The sequence below is a fragment of the Litorimonas sp. genome (genome assembly GCA_029936425.1).
In the GTDB taxonomy this organism is placed as follows: domain Bacteria; phylum Pseudomonadota; class Alphaproteobacteria; order Caulobacterales; family Maricaulaceae; genus Litorimonas.
This window is the reverse complement of the sequence record JAPYSU010000002.1, coordinates 55,578-76,698: the sequence shown is the minus strand read 5'-3', so window position 1 is coordinate 76,698 and position 21,121 is coordinate 55,578. Positions and strand designations below refer to the sequence as shown.

General features: G+C 48.8%; 13 protein-coding genes and 1 tRNA gene. 7 read left to right on the top strand and 7 right to left on the bottom strand.

Annotated features, from left to right (window positions below; translation table 11 throughout):
- The first annotated feature begins 133 nt into the window (after positions 1-133).
- Positions 134-2,923: a TonB-dependent receptor gene (locus ACN0IC_RS02220; protein ID WP_416877126.1), complete on the top strand. Its 2,790-nt coding sequence runs from the start codon at positions 134-136 to the stop codon at positions 2,921-2,923.
- Between the two features lie 156 nt (positions 2,924-3,079).
- Positions 3,080-4,588, top strand: a complete 1,509-nt coding sequence (locus ACN0IC_RS02215) for a tryptophan halogenase family protein (RefSeq protein ID WP_416877125.1) — start codon at positions 3,080-3,082, stop codon at positions 4,586-4,588.
- Here the strand turns inward: ACN0IC_RS02215 and ACN0IC_RS02210 are convergent.
- On the bottom strand, positions 4,564-6,072 hold the full coding sequence (locus ACN0IC_RS02210) for a tryptophan halogenase family protein (RefSeq protein WP_416877124.1): 1,509 nt from the start codon (positions 6,070-6,072) through the stop codon (positions 4,564-4,566). The genes ACN0IC_RS02215 and ACN0IC_RS02210 overlap by 25 nt on opposite strands.
- Before the next feature lie 123 nt (positions 6,073-6,195).
- Here ACN0IC_RS02210 and ACN0IC_RS02205 point away from each other — a divergent pair, with 123 nt between their 5' ends.
- The 3 genes from ACN0IC_RS02205 to ACN0IC_RS02195 are packed head-to-tail and all read left to right on the top strand — an operon-like array spanning position 6,196 to position 10,428.
- Positions 6,196-8,355, top strand: coding sequence for a glycoside hydrolase family 97 protein (locus ACN0IC_RS02205; RefSeq protein ID WP_416877123.1), 2,160 nt, complete (start codon positions 6,196-6,198; stop codon positions 8,353-8,355).
- Positions 8,356-8,357: 2 nt separating this feature from the next.
- Positions 8,358-9,755 (top strand): alpha-amylase family glycosyl hydrolase, encoded by a 1,398-nt coding sequence (locus ACN0IC_RS02200; protein ID WP_416877122.1) that lies wholly within the window; start codon positions 8,358-8,360, stop codon positions 9,753-9,755.
- A 1-nt stretch (position 9,756) separates the two neighbouring features.
- On the top strand, positions 9,757-10,428 hold the full coding sequence (locus tag ACN0IC_RS02195) for a DUF6445 family protein (protein ID WP_416877121.1): 672 nt from the start codon (positions 9,757-9,759) through the stop codon (positions 10,426-10,428).
- Positions 10,429-10,660: 232 nt separating this feature from the next.
- Here ACN0IC_RS02195 and ACN0IC_RS02190 read toward each other — a convergent pair.
- Both ACN0IC_RS02190 and ACN0IC_RS02185 read right to left on the bottom strand, forming a co-directional pair.
- Positions 10,661-10,751, bottom strand: a tRNA-Ser gene (locus ACN0IC_RS02190).
- Positions 10,752-10,825: 74 nt separating this feature from the next.
- Entirely contained in the window at positions 10,826-12,028 is a 1,203-nt protein-coding gene (locus ACN0IC_RS02185) for an FAD-dependent oxidoreductase (protein WP_416877120.1), read from the bottom strand.
- Positions 12,029-12,157: 129 nt separating this feature from the next.
- Between ACN0IC_RS02185 and ACN0IC_RS02180 the strand changes: the two genes are divergently transcribed.
- On the top strand, positions 12,158-13,249 hold the full coding sequence (locus tag ACN0IC_RS02180; protein WP_416877119.1) for an NADH:flavin oxidoreductase: 1,092 nt from the start codon (positions 12,158-12,160) through the stop codon (positions 13,247-13,249).
- Between the two features lie 39 nt (positions 13,250-13,288).
- On the top strand, positions 13,289-15,007 hold the full coding sequence (locus ACN0IC_RS02175; protein ID WP_416877118.1) for a GDSL-type esterase/lipase family protein: 1,719 nt from the start codon (positions 13,289-13,291) through the stop codon (positions 15,005-15,007).
- A gap of 116 nt (positions 15,008-15,123) precedes the next feature.
- Here the strand turns inward: ACN0IC_RS02175 and ACN0IC_RS02170 are convergent, their stop codons facing one another.
- Genes ACN0IC_RS02170 through ACN0IC_RS02155 form a run of 4 tightly spaced genes read right to left on the bottom strand, consistent with a single transcriptional unit; the run spans position 15,124 to position 21,081 of the window.
- Positions 15,124-16,701 carry a tryptophan halogenase family protein gene (locus ACN0IC_RS02170; protein ID WP_416877117.1) on the bottom strand — a complete coding sequence of 526 codons (1,578 nt, stop codon included), beginning with the start codon at positions 16,699-16,701 and terminating at the stop codon, positions 15,124-15,126.
- A gap of 9 nt (positions 16,702-16,710) precedes the next feature.
- Positions 16,711-18,228, bottom strand: a complete 1,518-nt coding sequence (locus ACN0IC_RS02165) for a tryptophan halogenase family protein (protein ID WP_416877116.1) — start codon at positions 18,226-18,228, stop codon at positions 16,711-16,713.
- Positions 18,218-19,546 carry a tryptophan 7-halogenase gene (locus ACN0IC_RS02160; RefSeq protein ID WP_416877115.1) on the bottom strand — a complete coding sequence of 443 codons (1,329 nt, stop codon included), beginning with the start codon at positions 19,544-19,546 and terminating at the stop codon, positions 18,218-18,220. Before ACN0IC_RS02160 ends, ACN0IC_RS02165 begins: the two co-directional genes overlap by 11 nt.
- Positions 19,543-21,081, bottom strand: a complete 1,539-nt coding sequence (locus ACN0IC_RS02155; RefSeq protein WP_416877114.1) for a tryptophan halogenase family protein — start codon at positions 21,079-21,081, stop codon at positions 19,543-19,545. Before ACN0IC_RS02155 ends, ACN0IC_RS02160 begins: the two co-directional genes overlap by 4 nt.
- Positions 21,082-21,121 lie beyond the last annotated feature (40 nt).

The following is a 21,121-nucleotide window of genomic DNA, read 5'->3' as shown; positions in this document are numbered from 1 at the left end:
ACTTTACAAAAATTACATCATAATATTGCAAAATAATGCAAAGTCTTTTAGGGCGAAGGGGAGGTCATGAGCTTTCGAGCATCTAGGCTGCTTAAAAGAACGCCTAACTGGCACAAAAGAGGGAAACACGGGAATGACATTTTCCACTATTCGAAAAAAGACTTTACTGGCCAGCGCAGCGGCCACGACACTTGGTCTCATGATGAGTACATCGGCGATGGCGCAAGATGCCGAGCCGGAGCTTGTTGAAGATGAGGTTGTGGCAACAGGAATTCGCCAGTCAATTGCCAATAGTCTGAATCTCAAGAAGGAAAACACGTCTATTGTTGAAGCAATTTCTGCTGAGGATATCGGAAAACTTCCCGATGTATCTATTGCTGACTCTTTGGCACGCTTGCCTGGCGTGACGGCTCAACGCGTTCGGGGACGCGCGCAGCAAATTTCAATTCGAGGCCTTGGACCTGATTTCTCCCTTGCACTCCTGAATGGACGTGAACAGGTCTCTTCTGGAAATAATCGGGGGATTGAATTTGATCAATATCCGTCAGAATTGATTGCTCAGGGTATCGTTTATAAGTCACCGGATGCCCGGTTGGCGGCGACTGGTATTGCCGGAGCTGTTGACCTTCGGACGGTTCGTCCTCTGGATTACACAGAACGCAAAGTAAATGCGTCCGGTCAATATGTCATAAATGATAGCGGGTCTTTGAATCCTGATTTCTCAGATGATGGCTACAGACTTTTTGGGTCATATATCGATCAACTCGCCGACGGCCGTGTCGGAATTTCATTGGGTATTACGCACCAGTCTAATCCTACGCAGTTTACGTCTCGCGAATTGAAAACGAATGCCGGGCAGACCTCTTCAACAGAGGCAGGTGGCGGACTTATCTATCCGTCAGATAATCCCCGTACTGGTGTGGTGTCTCGTGATTTTGAACGGACATCTGTAGCCGGTACGTTACAGTTTGAACCGAATGATCGTTTTCAGGCGACTGTCGATTCATTTTACACGGACAGTAATGATTCAGGTATTTTCCGTGGAACGGAAACGCCAATTGCGTCCTGGAGTGGGGCTCAACTGGATTCCGTCTCCGGTAGCGGAATTTTTGCTGACAGCGCCACATATTCTGCGGTCGTTCCTATCGTCAGAACAGATACAGAAGGGGCAGAATCCGATATTTTCTCTTTTGGGGTCAACACCTCTTATCAAGTATCAGATCGCCTTAAAGTTACCGGCGATTATGCTTTCTCAACACTTGATCGCTCCAATATCGATTATGAATCCTATGCAGGCACAGGTCCGGCCCGTAGCGGGGCACAGGACGTGCAGACTTTCACTTTCCCGGAAGATGGCGATTATTCCATCCAGTCCCAGCTGGATTACACAGATCCCGGAACCGTTCTATTGACGGACCCTGGGGGGTGGGGACAAGTTGGATTCCTGCGGAATACGGATGTCGAAGACGAATTATCTCAAATACGCCTTGAGGCTGAGTATGAAATGGATACGCCTTTCATCTCTGGTCTTGTGGCTGGTTTCCTTCAGACAGATCGTGAAAAGATATTTGATGACAATCCTTTTTTCTTACGCGAATCTGAGCGCTTCAATAATGGTTCACTGGCAATCCCATCTGAAGCGATTATCGGGCAAACTGATAGCGGTTCCATTGGCCAAGATGTGATTGCCTACGACCCGTCTTCATTTTTGACCGATGGAACATATTTTGTTCAGGATTGCGAAACTGTACCAGGCTGTGTCGAGACAGAATGGACCGTTGATGAAAACATTTCGACTTTTTATGGCATGGCAAATATTGACGCTTTGCTAGGCAACTTGCCTCTGCGCGGCAATGTCGGCTTCCAATATGTCGATACGAAAGTAAATTCGACAGGTACACTTGCCGGTATCGGTATCCAAACCGTGGAAGATAAATATGATGATTTTCTTCCGAGTTTGAACCTGAGTCTCGAAGTTGCAGACGATACGTTCATTCGGGGGGCTGTTGCGAAAACCCTGACACGTGCCCGGCTTGATCAATTGGCGGCTAATCAATCTTTCAACAGAAATGCTCTCGTCTGTCCGGATACGGATAGTGACGGCGTGCCAGATGATATTGTTCCTCAGGATTCACCGCAACAAACCTGTTTTGGTCTAGGCGGGGGGAACCCTTTCCTGAAGCCTTATGAATCAACACAGTATGACTTGTCTTTCGAAAAATATTTTGGAGAGGCGACGGCTGTTGCTGTGGCATTGTTCAGAAAGGATCTGAGCAATTGGGTTCTTGATCGAACAATTCTGGTTGATGGTACGCCTTTTTATCAAGCGGCAGGTCTCGGCTCCTTTGTCGCGAATAACCCGCAAGTCGCCCCAACTCGCTTGGACGGCCCTGTAAACTTTGCTGACGGCTTTATTCAAGGTATCGAGCTCACTGCCCGTGTCAGCTTGGACGATATCTTGCCTGATACACTTACAGGCTTTGGATTTAGCGGGTCTTATACTTATTCAGATAACGGGTTGAACGATGAAAGCGGGAATCAGATTACAATTCCGGGGCAGTCAAAAGATATTTGGTCCGCTGATGTCTATTATGAGAATTATGGTTTCCGTGCCAAGTTGAGTGCGCGCCATCGGTCAGGATTCTTATCGGAAGTCCTGAATTTTGATGGGACGCTGAGCGGAGCTTCTGCCACCAGTGAAACTATCCTGGATGCCCAGATTGGTTATGAATGGGATCAGGGGCCTTTGGAAGGGTTCAGTATTAACCTTGAGGCTTATAACCTCACGGATGAGCCGTTCAGAACTCAGAATGACCTTTTCTATGATTCTCCTACAGGCGATGTGGCCGCAGGGGAGACATTTATCAGCCGTCATGAGCAATATGGAACAACTTACAATATTACGATCGCCAAGAAATTCTAAGCGGCGCAATATGATCCCTATTTTCAGATTGGTTAATCCCTGCTGAAATAAACTTTGGTGAAATTCCAAGCCCGTCATTCTCATGAGTGGCGGGTTTTCTTCTTTCATGGACGGCGGACTTTGGACGACCTAGGATAAGGCAATGGGGGTAAGGCAATGGATGATTTGAAAATTAAAAAGGTCGTCATTGTTGGCGGCGGTACGGCAGGTTGGATCGCGGCGGCGTCCCTCGCAAAATTATTGGGCCCTGTCGTATCAATTACACTTGTGGAGTCAGAGGCTATCGGCACGGTTGGGGTCGGAGAGGCGACCATTCCGCAGATTAGGCGTCTGAACGGAATTCTTGGATTGGATGAGTTTGAGTTCGTCAAAGAAACAAAAGCCAGTTTCAAACTTGGTATTGAATTTAATAATTGGGGGCAAATCGGGGATAGCTATCTTCACACTTTTGGGGATGCGGGCATTAATCTTTCCAGTCTTCATTTTCACCAATACTGGCTTCGGGGTCATCAGGCAGGAATGACGGATAGTCTCTGGGACTATTCCCTCCATCATAAAGTGGCTTATGACCGAAAATTTGGAAAGCTAGAACGGGTTGGCAATACGTCCATGACGGGGCTGGCCTATGCTTATCATTTCGATGCAGGTCTTTATGCGCGGTACCTTCGGAAAACCGCAGAGGAATTAGGTGCAAATCGGGTGGAAGGCCGAATTACCGAAACAAAGCTTAAAAATGAGAGCGGATATATCGAATCTGTTGTTCTGGAAAATGGCGAAGTCATTGACGGAGATCTCTTCATCGATTGCTCCGGCTTTAGAGGCCTGCTTATCGGCCAGGCTCTCGGGGTGGAATATGAAGATTGGTCGAATTGGCTGCCTTGCAACCGGGCGGTAGCAGTGGCGTCAAAAAGCACTGACCCTCTCTTGCCATACACGAAGGCAACAGCTCACAAAGCCGGTTGGCAATGGCGCATCCCCCTCCAGCACCGGACGGGCAATGGTCATGTTTTTTGTGATCAGTTCATAGGTGAAGACGAAGCCACGCAAACTCTATTAGATAATCTGGAGGGTAAACCTCTCTCCGACCCGAAGCTTTTGACGTTTACGACGGGGAGGCGGGAAAGTTTCTGGAGCAAAAACTGCGTTTCCCTTGGGCTAGCCAGCGGCTTTCTGGAGCCGCTTGAATCCACCTCCATACATCTTATTCAGTCCAATGTCTCCAAGTTGATAGAGCTGTTTCCGGACAAGACATTCAAGCCCGCCAATATTCAGGAATATAATCGCCAAGTAGAGCATGAATATGATCTGATAAGAGACTTTCTTATCTTGCACTATCACCTGACACAAAGAGACGACTCAGAATTTTGGCGGTATTGCCGAGATATGGAAGTGCCGGAAAGTCTGAAGGCAAAGATGGAGTTGTTTTCCGGGCAGGGGCTGCTCTACAAAGATCCAGAGGATTTGTTTCGGGAAAGCAGCTGGGTTCAGGTCATGCTGGGACAAAATCTTGTGCCGCGAAGTTATCATCCTATGGCAGACCGGATTAATGAGGGGCAGCTAAAAGAGTTTCTCGGGAGCGTCAAAGCCATCATAGAGAAATCGACTTCGCCGTTACCTCCGCATCAAGCTTTTATAGACCATTATTGCAAAGCGGATTTAGCGTAACGTTCAATAAAGCTTTCATGTGAGGGCATGGCTTCAGCCGCGCTATCCATGGCTTCGCGAATTTGGCGCAGGCGTTCCTTTACTGGCACGTCTTTGCGTAAGTGTGACAAGATGGGGGCGCGTTCCGGCCAGATATGTTGACCCAGATAAACAGCGATCCAGCTCGGATTGTGAAAGAGTTCCCGTTCGTCGGAAACGATGCGTCCACTTTCTTTGAAATGGGCAATTTTATAGGCAAGGCGGTCAGGTATCGGCATGTTTTTGCAATATCGCCAAAACTCCGTGTCCTCTCGCTCTGTCGCGGTGTAGTGAAGAATCAAAAAGTCACGGATACGTTCATATTCGGCTCCGGTCAGCTCATTATATTCCTGCTCCAGTAGAGGTGAAAAGGTCGCATCTGGCAGCAAGGCGATCAGGCGGAGAATGCCGTATTGTATCAAGTGAAGGCTGGTGGACTCCAAGGGTTCCATAAATCCAGCAGAAAGCCCGATGGCGACACAATTCTTATGCCAGAATTTTTTACGACGTCCTGTTGTAAAGCGCAGATGTTTTGGATCGCCTGTCATCTTACCGTCGAGGGAATTTAGAAGTGTTTTCTCGGCACTTTCGGATGACAGATAGTCAGAGCAATAGACATAGCCGTTACCGGTCCGGTGTTGTAATGGAATGCGCCATTGCCAACCTGCGTCCCTTGCCGTGGATTGGGTATAGGGAATAAGTTCGGATGTTTTTTCGCATCCGACCGCAACTGCGCGGTTGCAGGGAAGCCAGTGGGACCAATGCTCATAACCCGTTTCAAGAGCTTTTTCGATCAAGAGACCAAAAAAGCCCGTGCAATCTATGAAGAGATCCGCGTCCAGAGTTTTTCCGTTTTCCAATTTGACAGACTCAATATGCCCATCGTCGCTCTTTAAATTGACGTCAACGACTTTGCCTTCAATTCGAGTGACCCCCCGATTTTCGGCATAGCGTCTGAGAAAGCGCGCATAAAGCGTTGCGTCAAAATGATAAGCATAATCATAGGTGGATTGAACCTGTCTTTTATCACGTAATGGGTGATCAAAGCGCCGTTTTTTTGCGGCGACCCAGGCCATAGAATAGGTCTGGATTGGGGTGGGATCCCCCGCCAGGTTTTCCCGCATCCAGAAATGGTAGAAGGGAACAGAGTCGAATTCGGCGCCATATTGGCCAAAAGGGTGAAAGTAACTTTCTCCTTTTTTGGCCCAGTCGATAAATTCTATCCCCAGTTTAAAGGAGCCTTGTGTTTCACGAATAAAAGTCGCTTCATCAATTCCCAGACGTTGATTAAAATATTTGATCGGTGGGATTGTGGCTTCGCCGACGCCCACTGTGCCAATAGCTTCTGATTCCACGAGCGTGATCTCACAGGAGGACTGGACCGCTTGGGCTAAAGCCGCTGCTGTCATCCAACCCGCACTGCCGCCGCCGATAATCGCAATTTTTTTCAATCGTTTGTCTGACATATAAGGCTTTTACTTAAAATGTAAAATTTTGCATTGATAAATAGGTAATTTATAGAAATTATTTCCATAATTTGCAAAGTTATGCAAATATGAGAAAATAATAAACACTGGGGGATACCTATCATGAAACAGCCGCTCGCCGCACTTATTTTATCTACAACAGCTTTAGCTCTTTGTGTTTGCTTTACCGCGGGGCGTGCAACAGCTCAAAATGTTGCGACTGATCAAGAGCTAACCGCTGCCAATTCCCAAGATTTACAATCTGTCACCGCGACATCGCCGGATGGGGAAAATCAATTTACGCTGACGGAAGAGGGGGGGCAGCTTTATTATCAAGTGAACCGAAGCGGAGAAATTGTCATAGGTAAATCCCGTCTGGGATTACGGTTTCTCGAAAGTGCCGGAATAGATGAAAATTTGCGTCTCTTAAACACGAAGCTAAGCGAGACTGACAGCACATGGGAGCAGCCTTGGGGCGAACGGCGCCTGGTGCGGGATAATCATAAAGAGATATTCATTCAGGCAGAACGGGTTGACCCGAATTTGAAATTTAATATCCGTGTGCGTCTGTTCGATGATGGTCTGGGGTTCCGATATGAAGTGCCGGAGCAGGCGGGATTCTCTCAATCAGATCCCGCCGAAATTTCAATCATGGATGAACTGACCGAATTCAATGTCGGGACAAAAACGCAGAGCTGGTGGATTCCGGCTCGGATGTATAACCGCTATGAATATCTCTATGAAAACACGCCGGCCGAAGACATTCATATGGTGCATACGCCGGTTACGTTTCGGAAAGAGACGGGCACACATTTTTCTATTCACGAAGCCGCCCTGGTCAATTACTCGGGAATGAGTCTACAACAGGAAAGGGAAGGCATATTAGAGGCTAATCTGGCCCCCCGCTCTGATGGCGTTCTGGTCAAGACAACGCTTCCGTTTCAGACCCCCTGGCGAACCGTTCAGCTCTCCGATGATGCGGCCGGTCTCGTCAATTCTGATCTCATTTTGAATTTGAATGAGCCAAACAAACTTGGGGATGTCTCCTGGTTCGAGCCTGGGAAATATGCCGGTATCTGGTGGGAGCAACATATCAAAGAAGGGACTTGGGGAAACACTAAGGGGGCGGTAAATCACCATGCGGCTACAACGGAGGCAACAAAAGCCAAGTTGGATTTTGCGGCTGAAAACGGCTTTAACGGTGTCCTTGTCGAAGGTTGGAACACGGGGTGGGACGGAGACTGGTTCAATAATGGGGATGTATTTTCCTTTACCGAAACCTATCCGGATTACGATATGGAAAAACTGTCCGCCTATGGCCGCAAATTGGGCGTCCCTCTGATTGGTCATCATGAAACTTCCGGAAATATTACCAATTATGAAAACCAGCTCGAGGATGCGCTGGATTTGATGGAGGCCAATGATGTTCACGTTATCAAGACGGGCTATGTGGCAGATGCCGGCAATATCAAACGTATCGATGAAAACGGGATTGCCAGGTACGAATTTCATGATGGCCAATTTGTTGTCAATCATCACCTTAATACCATAAAACGGGCGGCTGAGCATAAAATAGCCATGAATACGCATGAGCCGGTTAAAGATACCGGATTGCGCCGAACTTATCCCAACTGGGTCAGCCGCGAGGGCGCGAGAGGGCAGGAGTTCAATGCCTGGGGCGTGCCGCCAAATGGGCCAGATCATGTTCTGGATCTGATCTATACACGGATGCTCTCCGGGCCCATGGATTATACGGCGGGAGCGTTTAATCTCCAGCCGAGCGAGCTGCCGGATGTGGCGGAGGACTTGAAGAGACATAATCCAGCGTCACGGATTGAACACACTCTTGCAAAAGAGCTCTCTCTCTATGTCGCGATCTACTCTCCGATACAGATGGTCATGGATCTTGAAGAGCATTATGAGGCTCGACCAGAGGCCTTTCAATTCATCAAAGACGTCCCGACAGATTGGGAGCAATCCATCGCGCTTGACGGCGCCGTGGGAGACTGGGCCGTTATTGCAAGGCAGGAGCGCGGCGCCGAGGACTGGTATGTTGCGGCTCTCACCGATGCGACAGCACGAGAGGTCAGTGTGGATTTGAACTTTCTGGGAGACGGGAATTACGAAGCCCAGATTTATCGTGACGGGCCGGCCGCGGATTACGAAACAAACCCATATGATATTGTGATAGAGCAGCAAGCCGTGACCAAAAACGATGTTCTGAATTTTTCCCTGGGACGGAGCGGCGGGGTCGCTATTCGGTTTAAAAAGATAGAGACTTAATCATGGCGTTTTCCAAAATATTCTTATTTGGAGCTGCCTTTATTTTATCGGCCTGTGCGGCACCGGCCGGATTGCAGAAAGGAGCAGCGCCAGAGACGGGGGACTTTGCACCAGAACCCTATGTTCAATTAACTCACCCTGAATGGACACGAGACGCTGTTCTCTACCAAATCAATACGCGGCAATATTCCGAGGAAGGAACCTTTGCCGAAGTGCAGAAGGATTTGCCGCGCCTTAAAGAGCTGGGCGTTGATATTCTCTGGTTTATGCCCATTCATCCCATTGGGGAAAAGAATAGAAAAGGCACGCTTGGGAGCTATTATTCCGTTAAAGACTATTATGGGGTTAATCCGGAGTTTGGAACGAAAGCGGATTTCAAAGCCCTTGTGGAAGAGGCGCATGATCAGGGCTTTCACGTCATTCTTGACTGGGTCGCCAATCATACGGCCTGGGATCACCCTCTAACAATGGAACATCCCGATTGGTATGAAAAAGACTGGAAAGGCGATTTTCGTCCGACGCCCTGGTGGGACTGGTCTGATATTATTGATCTGGATTTCTCAAAACCTGGCGTGAGAGAATATATGTCTGACGCTATGACTTATTGGGTTGAAGAGGTAGGCGTGGACGGGTTCCGCGCAGATGTGGCGGGGTATGTCCCGCTCGATTTTTGGGAGGGCGTCCGCCGCCGGTTGGAAAGTATCAAACCGGTATTCATGCTGGGGGAATGGGAAACTCGTGACCTTCACGCCAAAGCTTTTGATGCAACATATTGGTGGGAGTGGAAGGAGGCCATGCAGTCTATCGCCAAAGGAAAGGCAGACACAGGCGCGCTATATAGTGTGTATTCTGCCAATGAGAGCGCCTGGCCAATCGATGCTTTTCGTATGACTTATACGTCAAACCATGATCAGAATTCCTGGGACGGAACGCCTCTTGAGATCTTTGGAGATGCTTATGAAACTGCCATCGCGCTCCAGTTTACAGGTGAGGGTTTCCCTCTCATTTATAATGGTCAGGAAGGCGCCAATGACCACCGTCTGGAGTTCTTTGAAAAAGATAAAATTACCTGGAATTTCGATAGTCCGTTAAACACACTGTTTAAAAACTTGATTCAGTTCAAAACGGATAACCCTGCTTTGCACAATGGCGCTTGGGGCGCCCGAACGACCAAAGTGGAAAACTCGAACGCCCAAAAAGTTTTCAGCTTCATTCGTCAAAAAGAGGGGAATGCAGTTCTGGGAGTGTTCAATCTCAGCGATGAGACCCAGATAATGTCGTTCACAGATGAATTGCCTGTCGGGGAGTATAAAGAATTTAAAACAGGGGCGACTGTTTCTATTGGGGAGGAAACTATTCTCACGCTCGCGCCCTGGGAATATCATCTGTATAGTCGGTGATATGCCAAACTATCGAATTGAACGATTTGGAACGGAGCAGCAAGCTGTCGTCATAATCGACGACTTTTTCTCAGAGCCGGATAAACTCGTTTCTGAGGCGCAGGCACAAAGCTTTTCAAAACAAAGACCTTTTTACCCGGGCATTAGCGCGCCAGCCAACCCAGTTTATTTAGCTGAAAACATGAACCTTCTTAAAAAGGCAATTATTGAGGCTTTTGGTTTTTCACGCGGTATGAGCTTGGTAGATTGCAATTATTCCTTGGTGACAACTCGTCCGGAACATCTCCTACCTATACAATCCTTGCCGCATTATGACGGTGTCGATCCGGGCAGACTCGCTGTGCTTCATTATCTCTGCGGCAAAGATAAAGGGGGGACGGGCTTTTTCCGGCACAATGCGACTGGTTTTGAAACGGTAACCAAAACCCGATTTCAAACATATAAATCGACGTTAGAGACAGAAATAAGGGAAGAGGGGTTGCCGCCAAAATCCTATATTAATGAGACAACACGGCAATTCGAGAAAATCGGCGAGGTAAGAGCCAATTTCAATCGTTGCATCATATATCGTAGTATTATGCTACATTCCGGTCTTATTCCGGATGATTTTCTTTATGAGAAGAATCCAAAAAACGGACGGCTCAGTGTAAACACTTTTTTACAAGCTAAATAGTCAAGTCTGAACAGGAATGCGTCCCTTTAGTTAATGTTCCGAAATCTATATGACAGTGTCAATTTCAGCATAATGTAAGTACGAGGTATATTTTGTCCACGGAATGGTAACTGAAATAGTTCTCAGGCGGAGACAGCCTTAGCGTGTTTACAAAGCCCAAAGTCTTCCAGCCTCCGTGATGCACAAGATTGTCTATAAGTGTATGAGCTTGGTCGGTTTGGCCAGAGGGGACTGGCGGAGACGAAGGGATTCGAACCCTCGATGGGCTTTTGGCCCATACTCCCTTAGCAGGGGAGCGCCTTCGACCACTCGGCCACGTCTCCGTCGGCGGGACTAGCGAATTGCGGGGGCAGGGGCAAGCTATAACTGCGTTGAAACTGCGAGAATATTGAGCGGGCTAAATCGGGAAGTCTTGCGTGACATCGACGCCGTAAACATTATCCAGACGGGAAAAGGCGGCGGCGGGAATATGCGTTGCGACTTTAAATTTTGTGTTCCGAAGCGCGCGTCCTATTCGGGAGCCTTGATGGTATAAATCCGCATTGTCTCTGGACGTTTTTTGCAATCGGGCCGTTCTGGGCTTCCGAAATGTTTCGTAATCCTGGAGTGCTTTCGAAAGGCTGGATGTGTTCCGGGTCAGGAAGTGCGTCAGAACCCAAGCGTCTTCAATCGCCATGGCGGCGCCCTGAGCCATGAAGGGGAGCATGGGATGAGCGGCATCGCCCAAGAGGGCCATCCGCCGCTTTGTCCATGTCTTTAAAGGGGGGTGATCAAACAGACCCCAAAGATAAGCTTCCCTGCACGCCTTAATCAAAGAGGTAACGCGTGGATCCCAGCCTCTAAAGGCATTTTGCAATTCGTCCATATCCGCCGGAATGTCCCAACTTTCCTCGACCCAGTCTGAACGCTCCTGGACGGCCACAAAATTTATCATCTCACCCTTGGAGACGTAATAGCTGACAAAATGTTGCCCGGGCCCAAGCCAGTTATTGGCCGCAAAAGGTATGGTGCCTACCGGCAGTTTAGAGGTTGGAACCAGGCCTCGCCAAGCGACCTGACCGGTAAAGACAGGGCGGCTTTTGCCGGTGATTGTCTCTCGCAAGGAGGAGTGCACGCCATCGGCGGCGACCAGTACGTCAGCCTTGTGCGTCTGTCCCTTATTCTCAATTTTCACCTCTCTCTCAGTTTCTCTGACAGCAGATATTTTTGAGTCGAAGTGAATTTTTACACCGGCGTCCCTGGCGGCATTTGCAAGGCAATTTATCAGATCGGCGCGATGTATATGGAGGTATTTGTGACCATATCGCCGTTCATAAACGCCCTTCATTTTCGTCGTGAGTAAGGCTTTGCCGGATTTGTAATCCCGTAAAATTCCGGCTGTGGGTTCACAGCAAATGGCTTCAATCTCTTTACTTAAACCCAAAGAGGAAAGAACCGCCATGGCGTTTGGACTGAGTTGCAGACCCGCCCCGACATCACTAAATTTTACCGCTTTTTCAAATATTTCGACGTGTACGCCGTTTTGTGAAAGAGCAAGAGCCGTCGTCAGACCCCCAATACCGGCGCCGATGATAAGAACTTTGAAATCACCCGTTTCCAACTTGGCCCACTTTCAATTTGCATGACCGCAATGTCTGAATGCGGGTTTGATATGACGTGTAGCGGATATAGATAGGTTCGCAAACAGCGTCGAGCCCAGACTTTGAGGCCGATTTATACAAGGAATATTATGTCCCCGCTTTTTAAACCCTTTTCATTGAAATCTCTAGATTTACCAAACCGTATCGTCATGGCCCCCATGACCCGCTCCATGTCACCGGGCGGAATTCCAACAGAAGGCGTCGTAGAATATTATAAAAAACGCGCCGCGGCGGACGTTGGTTTAATCCTGTCAGAAGGCACGACGATTGACCGGCCCGGCGCGTCATTTGACCCTAAAATTCCAAATTTCCATCAGGAGGAAGCTCTGGCAGGCTGGAAAAATGTCATTGAGGCCGTGCATTCTGCAGGCGGCAAAATGGGGCCGCAAATCTGGCATGTCGGTATGGCGAGAAAGCCAGGAACCGGGCCTTTCCCAGAGGCCTATTCCGACAGCCCGTCTGGCATGACCCACACAGGAAAACTCGTTCAGCCAGTTCCGACGCAGGAAGAGATCTCCGATATAACGGATGCCTATGCCGCAGCAGCGGGTAATGCCAAAAAGCTCGGTTTCGACATGGTCGAAATTCACGGCGCGCATGGTTATCTGGTGGATCAGTTTTTCTGGGACGTGATGAACCGCCGCGATGATAAATATTCCGGCACTTTGATTGATCGGGCGGAATTTGCGCGCGAAGTCATTCGAAAGTGCCGCGCGGAAATTGGCGCGGACATGCCGCTCTGCATTCGTATTTCGCAGTGGAAGCAACAGGAATATTCCGCAAAACTGGCCCATACACCTGAAGAACTGGAAGCGTTTTTGACAAGTCTGACCGACGCGGGGATCGATATGCTCCATTGCTCGCAGCGCCGTTTCTGGGAGCCAGAGTTCGACGGATCTGATCTGAATTTTGCCGGATGGGCCAAGAAATTGACAGGTGTTCCTACAATTTCCGTAGGCTCCGTTGGTTTAAAAGGCGATTTCTTTGGCGCCTTTCAAGGGGAAGGCTCAGAAGTCGCGAGTCTGGATAATTTATTGGAGCGTATGGAACGGGGTGAGTTCGACCTGATTGCTGTTGGACGTGCTCTCATTCAAGATCCGCATTGGGCCACGAAAGTGAAAGAGGATCGTTTGGAAGATTTGCAAGCCTATAGTGCGGAGTCGTTGAAAGTCTTGACCTAGACAAGTTTCCTCCCCTTAATACGGAAAAAGGGGAGCTATATGACGATAATTTCTAAACGCGGCCTTATCGTTTTGGGGGCGGGCGGAGCGCTTCTATTATGGGCGTGCCAAGCTCAAACGAATTCAGCTGATGCCCTTCAGGAGGGCCGCGCCCAAATGCAAACTGTCGAGGGTCTGCGGCCGCTCGGGCGCTATGTTCGGACAGAGAGCGGCGGGTACAAAATGGGATGGCCCGGAAGCGGAGTCTCCCTGAGGTTTGAGGGGAAAACCCTCAGCGCCACCCTGACAGATGGCGGGAAAGGGATTATGGACCTCTCCGTAAATGGCGAAATGTCAGCCCTGAAATTAGAGCCCGGCACGAATAGCTACATCTTGGTTGATAGCCGAGCGCCGCAAACTTTTGATGTTGAGCTGACGCGCCGCACGGAAGTCTACGATACGGGATTGTTTACGATAGAGTCCGTCGAGGTGGACGGGCCAATTATATCCGAGCCTGCTTCTGAGCGAAAGATTTTGTTTTTGGGGGACTCTATCACAGCCGGATTTGGCTTGCGGGGCGATACGAAAGACTGTGCCTATACCCCGGAGACCAATGCACCCTTGCAAAGCTATGCCAGTCTGACGGCAGATCAGTTCGGCGCGGAGGCGCAGTTGATCGCCATTTCCGGACGCGGCGTTGTTCACAATTACGATGCTAACCCTGCGCCAGTTATGCCGTTGCAGATAGACTCTGCTTTGCCGGACAATGGGAGTCAATGGGATGATGATTTGTTTCGTCCGGATATCATTGTGACAGCTCTGGGCACAAATGATTGGTCCGTCATAAATCCCGGCCTTGAGAAATTCCGTCTTGGTTACAAAGAGATGCTGTCTGACTTGAGGGCGCAGTTTCCCAAAGCCCATATTGTGACTGTGAATGGCCCCCTGCTGGAGGGAGAAAGACTGGAATCCGTTCGTCAAAGTATAGACTGGGCCATGCAGGAACTTGGTGATCCCGACATTTCGACGATCAATCTGAACCTTTCAGAAACAGGCCTAAAATGGAGCTGTCTCTATCATCCGGGACGAGACAGCATGAAAAAGATGGCCAATCAGCTGGGCGTGCATATTGCAGCCCAAACCAACTGGTCATATCCGCTCATAAAGATACCGATTATGCCCCAACATGATTTGGCCGAAGGTGGGAAGGAGATGTTCTCAAAAAGGCTCTCCGAGATTAAGGCGCTGCCTCCAATGACAGGCGGGACGCTATTGGCCGGCGATAGCATTACGCAGGGTTGGCGGGATTACGGCTTTCTCGACGGGAAGGTTTTAAATCATGGTATAGGCTGGGATACGGCGGTCGGACTTCAGGCGCGTCTTCCTGAAGTTTTACGGCACAAGCCGGATAAAATGTTCATTCTTATTGGCACCAACGATATTGGATATAACCATACCAGCCAGCAAGTGGCAGGCCCGGTAAAGTCATTTATCGAACGCGTCTCCACAGAGTTGCCCGAAACCGAAATATATATTCAGTCTATTCTGCCAAGAGAGCAGGGGGCGATGCCCATGGTCGTGGAATATAACAAAGCTCTAAGAAAAGTGGCTACAGAAACGGGCGCAGAGTATTTGGATCTGGCACCTGCTTTCGAAACTGAGGACGGCACTTTAAAAGAAGAACTTAGCCCGGATGGCCTTCACTTGAATGAAAAAGGGTACAAAATCTGGGCAGACATTCTTAACCCAATCATCAATTCTTCACACAAGCCAGATTGACAAATTTGAGATTACCTTGTTTATAAGAGCCTGTGAAAGGGAGGATACATGATTGAAGTTCTGAAAAATATTCTGCTTGCTATAATTGTCGCTCTGATGGCAATTCTTCTTGGGCTTTAGTTCCCAAGATTAACGCGCCGCGTTTTCGATGCGTGTCTCTCGCGGGCTTTCGCCGAGAGATTTTCTTTATTCGCTTCACAATTTTCCTGGATATAGTCTATATGGCTTGGCATATAATCTGCCGAGTTGACGACTGATTTATGTATCTCTTTCAATCGGCTGACAATTTCGTCTTCAGAAAGAACATTCACGACGGGATGATAACTCTTGGGCTTTAATCCCTGGCCATGCATCACAGCGAGCCAACTCGTTTCGTTGAAAAGCTCAAGATCCTCGCGGAAAATCCGGCCGTTTTCTTCGAATATTTCCATTTTTTGCTTAAGTTTGTCGGGCAGGGGCATTTTCTGAATATGCTGCCAAAACTGACTGTCTTTACGAGTCGTGGCTTTGTAATGAAGGACAAGAAAATCCCGCACCCGTTCATATTCCTGCCGCGTCCGAAGATTATAGTAATCAATATCTTTTTGATTAAATGCCTTATCCGGAAACTGTGCCATCAAACGAGAGAGCCCCGTTTGGATTAAATGAATTGATGTGGACTCCAGGGGCTCCATGAAACCGGCGGCAAGTCCAAGAGACAAACAGTTCTTCTCCCAAAACTTTTTCCGATGCCCGGTCACGAAATGTAAGTGCTTGGGATCTGCCAATGGCTCCCCTTCAAGGCTGTCCATCAATTCGGCTTCCGCATCTTCTGCGGATAAAAACTTATCGCAATAGACATATCCGTTCCCCAACCGATGCTGCAAAGGGATGCGCCACTGCCAACCCGCTTCTTTTGCTGTGGCCCGAGTGTAAGGGATAGGATCGTCCATCTGCTCGCAAGCACACGCTACGGCGCGATTAACCGGGAGCCATTTGGACCAGTCTTCATATCCGGCTTTGAGCGTTTTTTCTATCAAAAGACCTATGAAGCCCGTGCAGTCTATGAAGAAATCGCCCTGTAGGGTTTGGCCGCTTTGAAGGGTGACAGACTGTATATGGCCGCTGTCTGGCGCTTGTTCTATTGACGTGACCCGTCCCTCAATGCGTTTTGTCCCGGCTTTTTCTGCAACTTCTCGTAAAAATTTCGCGTAGAGTCCGGCATCGAATTGAAAGGCGTAATGGATCTTTGAGAGAGGGGAGCGGGCGACATCCAAAGGACGTGTAAACTTGTTTTGCCGGGCGGCCATGGCCTGTAGATTAAAGTCAGATAAATCGGGAATGTCTGAATTTTTCTTTAGCGCTTTCAGCCAGAAATGATGGAAGTGGACGCCTTCCATATCGAGCCCATATCCACCGAAGGGGTGAATATAGCTTTCGCCTTTTCGGCCCCAATCAACAAATTCTATGCCAAGCTTGAAGGTTGCTTGGGTGCGTTTCATGAACTCGTTCTCATCAAGGCCCAAAAGTTCATTGAAAAGTGCTATTTGAGGAATTGTGGCTTCACCGACACCGATTGTTCCGATAGCTTCGGACTCGACTAGGGTGACGTTTACATTTGCCCGTCCCATTATGGTGGACAAGGCAGAAGCCGCCATCCATCCGGCCGTTCCGCCGCCCACAATGACAATGTTTTCTATTTGATTATCACTCATATTTTGCTCCTAAAGCCCCACTTCTGCGGGACAATAGCGTGATAGGAATTCTTCATGCGATGGCATATGCGGTATATCTCGGGCCAGTTCTGACTTGATTGAGGTTAGTCCAGCATTGATATCCTCTTCAGACAGACCATCTACAACCGCATTATAACGCTCGGGTAGGATATTTTGGCCCAGGAAAACAGCAACCCAGCTCGTCTCCGTAAATAGATCTCCTTCATAGCGGAAAAATCGCCCGGAACCTTTGAATAATTCAATCTTGCGGGTCAGGCTATCTGGGATCGGCATGTTACGAACATAGTCCCAAAAGGGCTGGCCGTGACGTTCATTTGCGACATAATGTAAAATCAGGAAGTCGCGAACCTGCTCAAATTCGAGGTCCATCAGGCGGTTATATTCGTCAATTTCTGTCGAATTAAAGCGAGTGTCAGGAAAGAGAGCCAAAAGCCTGCTGATGCCGGCCTGGATCAGATAAATAGACGTGGATTCAAGCGGTTCCAAAAACCCGCCAGAGAGACCGAGCGCCAAACAGTTTTTTGTCCACATTTTCTCGCGCTGGCCTGTCGTAAATCGGAGCTGTTTAGGGGAGCTTAGAGGTGGAGTCTCAAGCGTGTTGAGAAGGGTTGTTTCCGCCTCTTCATCCGACATATAGCTGGAACAATAAACATGGCCGTTGCCTGTGCGGTGTTGCAAAGGAATTTGCCATTGCCATCCCGCCTGCCGGGCTGTTGCCCGGGTATAAGGCGGCGTGTTGGAGTGTTTCTCGCTCCCGACAGCTAAGGCGCTGTCACACGGCAGCCAATGCGACCAGTCTTTAAAAGGCGTTTCCATGACCTTTTCTGACAACAGGGCCCGAAACCCGGTGCAGTCAATAAAAAAGTCACCGCTCAAGGCCTCACCGCTATCTAGAAGAAGTGTCTTTATAAATCCGCTTTCCGAATCTACATCAACATCCGTGATTTTGCCTTCGACTCGCACGGCGCCGTTCCGTTCAGAAAATTTTCGCAAATAAGCCGCGTAAAGCCCCGCATCAAATTGATAGGCATGAGATAAAGTTGACATCAGAGACTTTGGATCGCGGGAAGGCAGGCAGGCTTTGCCATGTTTTGCCGCCATGGCCGTCGCGCAGTAGGTCTCAATTCTGTCTGCTTTGCCGAGAGCGTGCATTTTAAGCCAGAACTGGTGAAAAGACATCCCCATCATATCCCGTCCATGCGTACCAAAGGGATGGAAGTAACGCTCGCTTTCTTCTGACCATCCAACAAATTCGATGCCATATTTTATTGTCGCCTGAGTGGCGGCCATGAAGTCCCGTTCGTCAATGCCGAGCATTTTGTTAAAGGTTGCAATGTTAGGAATTGTCGCTTCTCCGACGCCGACCGTGCCGATAGTTTCGGACTCAACCAGTGTAATTGTGACCCGGGATGTGTCCAGCATGCGTGACAGGGCCGCAGCCGCCATCCAGCCTGCTGTACCGCCCCCAGCAATAACGATCGACTTTATAGAAGTGTCAGCAGGCATTAGATGAGCTCTCTTCGTGTCCCGAGCTTTCGGAGGCGAGGCAGGTCCTCCGAATAAAAGCCGACGTCTCCGGCATTTGCGAGAGCGCTTTTTCAACCACTTGTTTGTAATTGTCTCGGAAGGCTTGAATTTCGCTGTCGGGCAGGCTTTTCGACATTAAATTCAGTCCCTTCGGCCAATAGCCCTGTCCCAAAAGCATGGAAACCCAATGATCCTGAAAAAGTGTGTCATCGTCCAGAACAGATAGTCGCCCGCGGGCGGAGAATAATTTGAGTTTGAACTGGGCGTCGTCAGACAACCCTTCTGATGACTGCCCCTTAAAGCCTGAAGACGCGAGTAGTATGGATTGGAAGTCCGAAAAGCGGGAAAAAATTCTCCTCATGGCCGAGTTATATTCTTCACGCTCTGCGTCCATGCTCTTCCCTGAGGGGAAAAGATTCATGAAGCGCTCAACCGAAATTTGAATGAGGCGCGTGGCATCCCCCAAAAAAGAAAGTAAATCGGGTATTTTTGATAGAAACAAAATGTTTTCTTCCCATAGATTGCCTTGAATTTGTTTTTCCGCAGATCTGTAGTCACTAGAAGATATCGACATTTCATATTTCATGTTTTGTGTATTGAATATGGTTTTTACGACATCTTCTGAAACTTGGTGGTGAACGTGATTGAGCCTCTGCTTGTCTTTTGTTTCGATTAGGCCGCCATTGAAATCGGGAGTATCACATTCGATAATCAAGAAAGCCTTGTCTGCCTGATTTTGAGAGAAGTCTGATAAAGGGCTAACGGAAACTCCGAAAGCTTCGGCCTGTTTCAGTAAAAGTTCGCGATATTTGACCGGATTTATTTGATAGCCATAGCTATAATCCCCGATAATCGGGCGGCCTTGAGGGTCGGGAGGAAGAAACTTTCCTGTTCTCGCCATTTTAGCCGCGAGATTGCAATCCTCCCAATCAGAAAGCTGTCCCGAAGCGCCTGACTTTTGCAATGCGGCCATAAAACTCACGCCGTTAATCGACAAACCATAAGGGCAATATGTATTGATGTAGTCACGGCCTTTTTCGTCCGACACCCGGTCTCCAACAGAAAAAACGCCGTCGCAATGACGTATGAAATCGACTTCTTTAATCTTGAGGAGGCGATTAAATTCGCGAAGATCAGAATGACACAAGGCTAAATGAGCTTCAGATTTGAAAGACTTTGCCTGGCCGTAACAGCAGAGTTGATAGAATTCTGGCGGCAGCATTCGTCCCAGATAGGCCGCGACCATGGCGGCAGGTAATCCATTCCCTTTGATAATTATGTTTCGACGAGATGTCATAATGCGCGGCAATGGGCGTCAATATAGTCTTTATGGCTCAACATTGATTGGACGGCTTGTGAGATAGTTTGGCTTACGGAGTCCAGCTGTCCGGATAAGACCGAGTCTGGCATGTGAAGGCTAAGCGGGTCCACATGGGCCGGGACAATATTCTGACCATAATAAACAGCCAACCAACTTGGGTCTTTGAACGCGCCGGTTTCATAACTGACAACGCGGCCGGTTGATTTGAACAGATCCATTTTATGTTTCAGGCTCTCGGGCAATTTCATGGATGTTAAATATCGCCAAAATGGGCTGTCATTCCGAGTGGTTGCAACATAGTGCAATAGAAGAAAGTCTCTGACGCGTTCAAACTCGATATCCATGAGGCGGTTATATTCCTCGCGGTCGACTTCGTAACTTGTTTGCGTCGGAAACATTTCGATTAAATTAGTAATGGCTTCCTGAATGAGATAAATGCCGGTCGATTCCAGTGGCTCCAAAAAGCCGCCGGACAGTCCGATTGCGACACAATTCTTGACCCAGCTTTTTTGGCGCTGACCTGTGGTGAAACGTAAGCGTTTTGGCGCGCTCAATTGCGACCCTTCCAAATCCGAGAGCATGGAGCTTTCCGCCTCGTCATCGTTGATAAACTCACTGCAATAGACGTATCCATTTCCAATCCGATGCTGAAGTGGGATCCGCCATTGCCAGCCGGAAGATTTTGCGGTGGCTTTTGTATAGGGAAGTTCCGGGCCCACCGCTTCGCAGGCCGCCGTTACAGCGCGGTCGCAGGGCAGGTGATTGGTCCAGTCTCTGTAGGGAATATCCAAGGTTTGAGAAATAAGAAGCCCGCGAAAGCCGGAACAGTCTATAAAAAAATCTCCGCTGAGTGTTTCGCCAGATTCTAAAGTGACGGCCTCTATCTCCCCGTTTTCGTTATTCTGTGTAACTTTATTTATCCGGCCTTCCACTCTGGTAACGCCGCGTTTCTCGCAAAACTCACGTAGGTAAGCGGCATAAAGTCCAGCATCAAACTGATAGGCATAGCCAAAAGTCGAAAGAACATTTTCGGAATCAGGGTGCGGCGTTTGAAATTTGGCTTTTCGGGCGGCCATAACCGGAACCGAATACTGATCTAGATGGGACGGCAAACCCATTTTATGGGCCCGGCTGATATAGTGATGAAATCCGGTTCGGTTAATTGGAAATCCGAAATCGCCAAACGGATGGATATAACTGTCTCCGATTTTTCCCCAATTCTTAAACTCAATCCCAAGTTTGTAGGTGGCCTTGGTCGCTTTCATCAGCTCGTTTTCATCAATGCCCAGTTTCTGATTGAAAAATCGGATGTGGGGAAGGGTGGCTTCACCGACGCCGACCGTTCCAATAGCTTCTGACTCAACGAGAATAATCTCAAGACCCAGTGGGGCCAGAACGGAACATAGGCCTGCTGCGCTCATCCACCCGGCTGTGCCGCCACCGACAATAACCACTTTTTTAACGGCGGGTTTGTCATCGATTTTTATTGATTCCGGGTTGGTCGGCATCATTTATCCCCATGCGCTTTCTGGCGCTTTTGATCTTAAATGT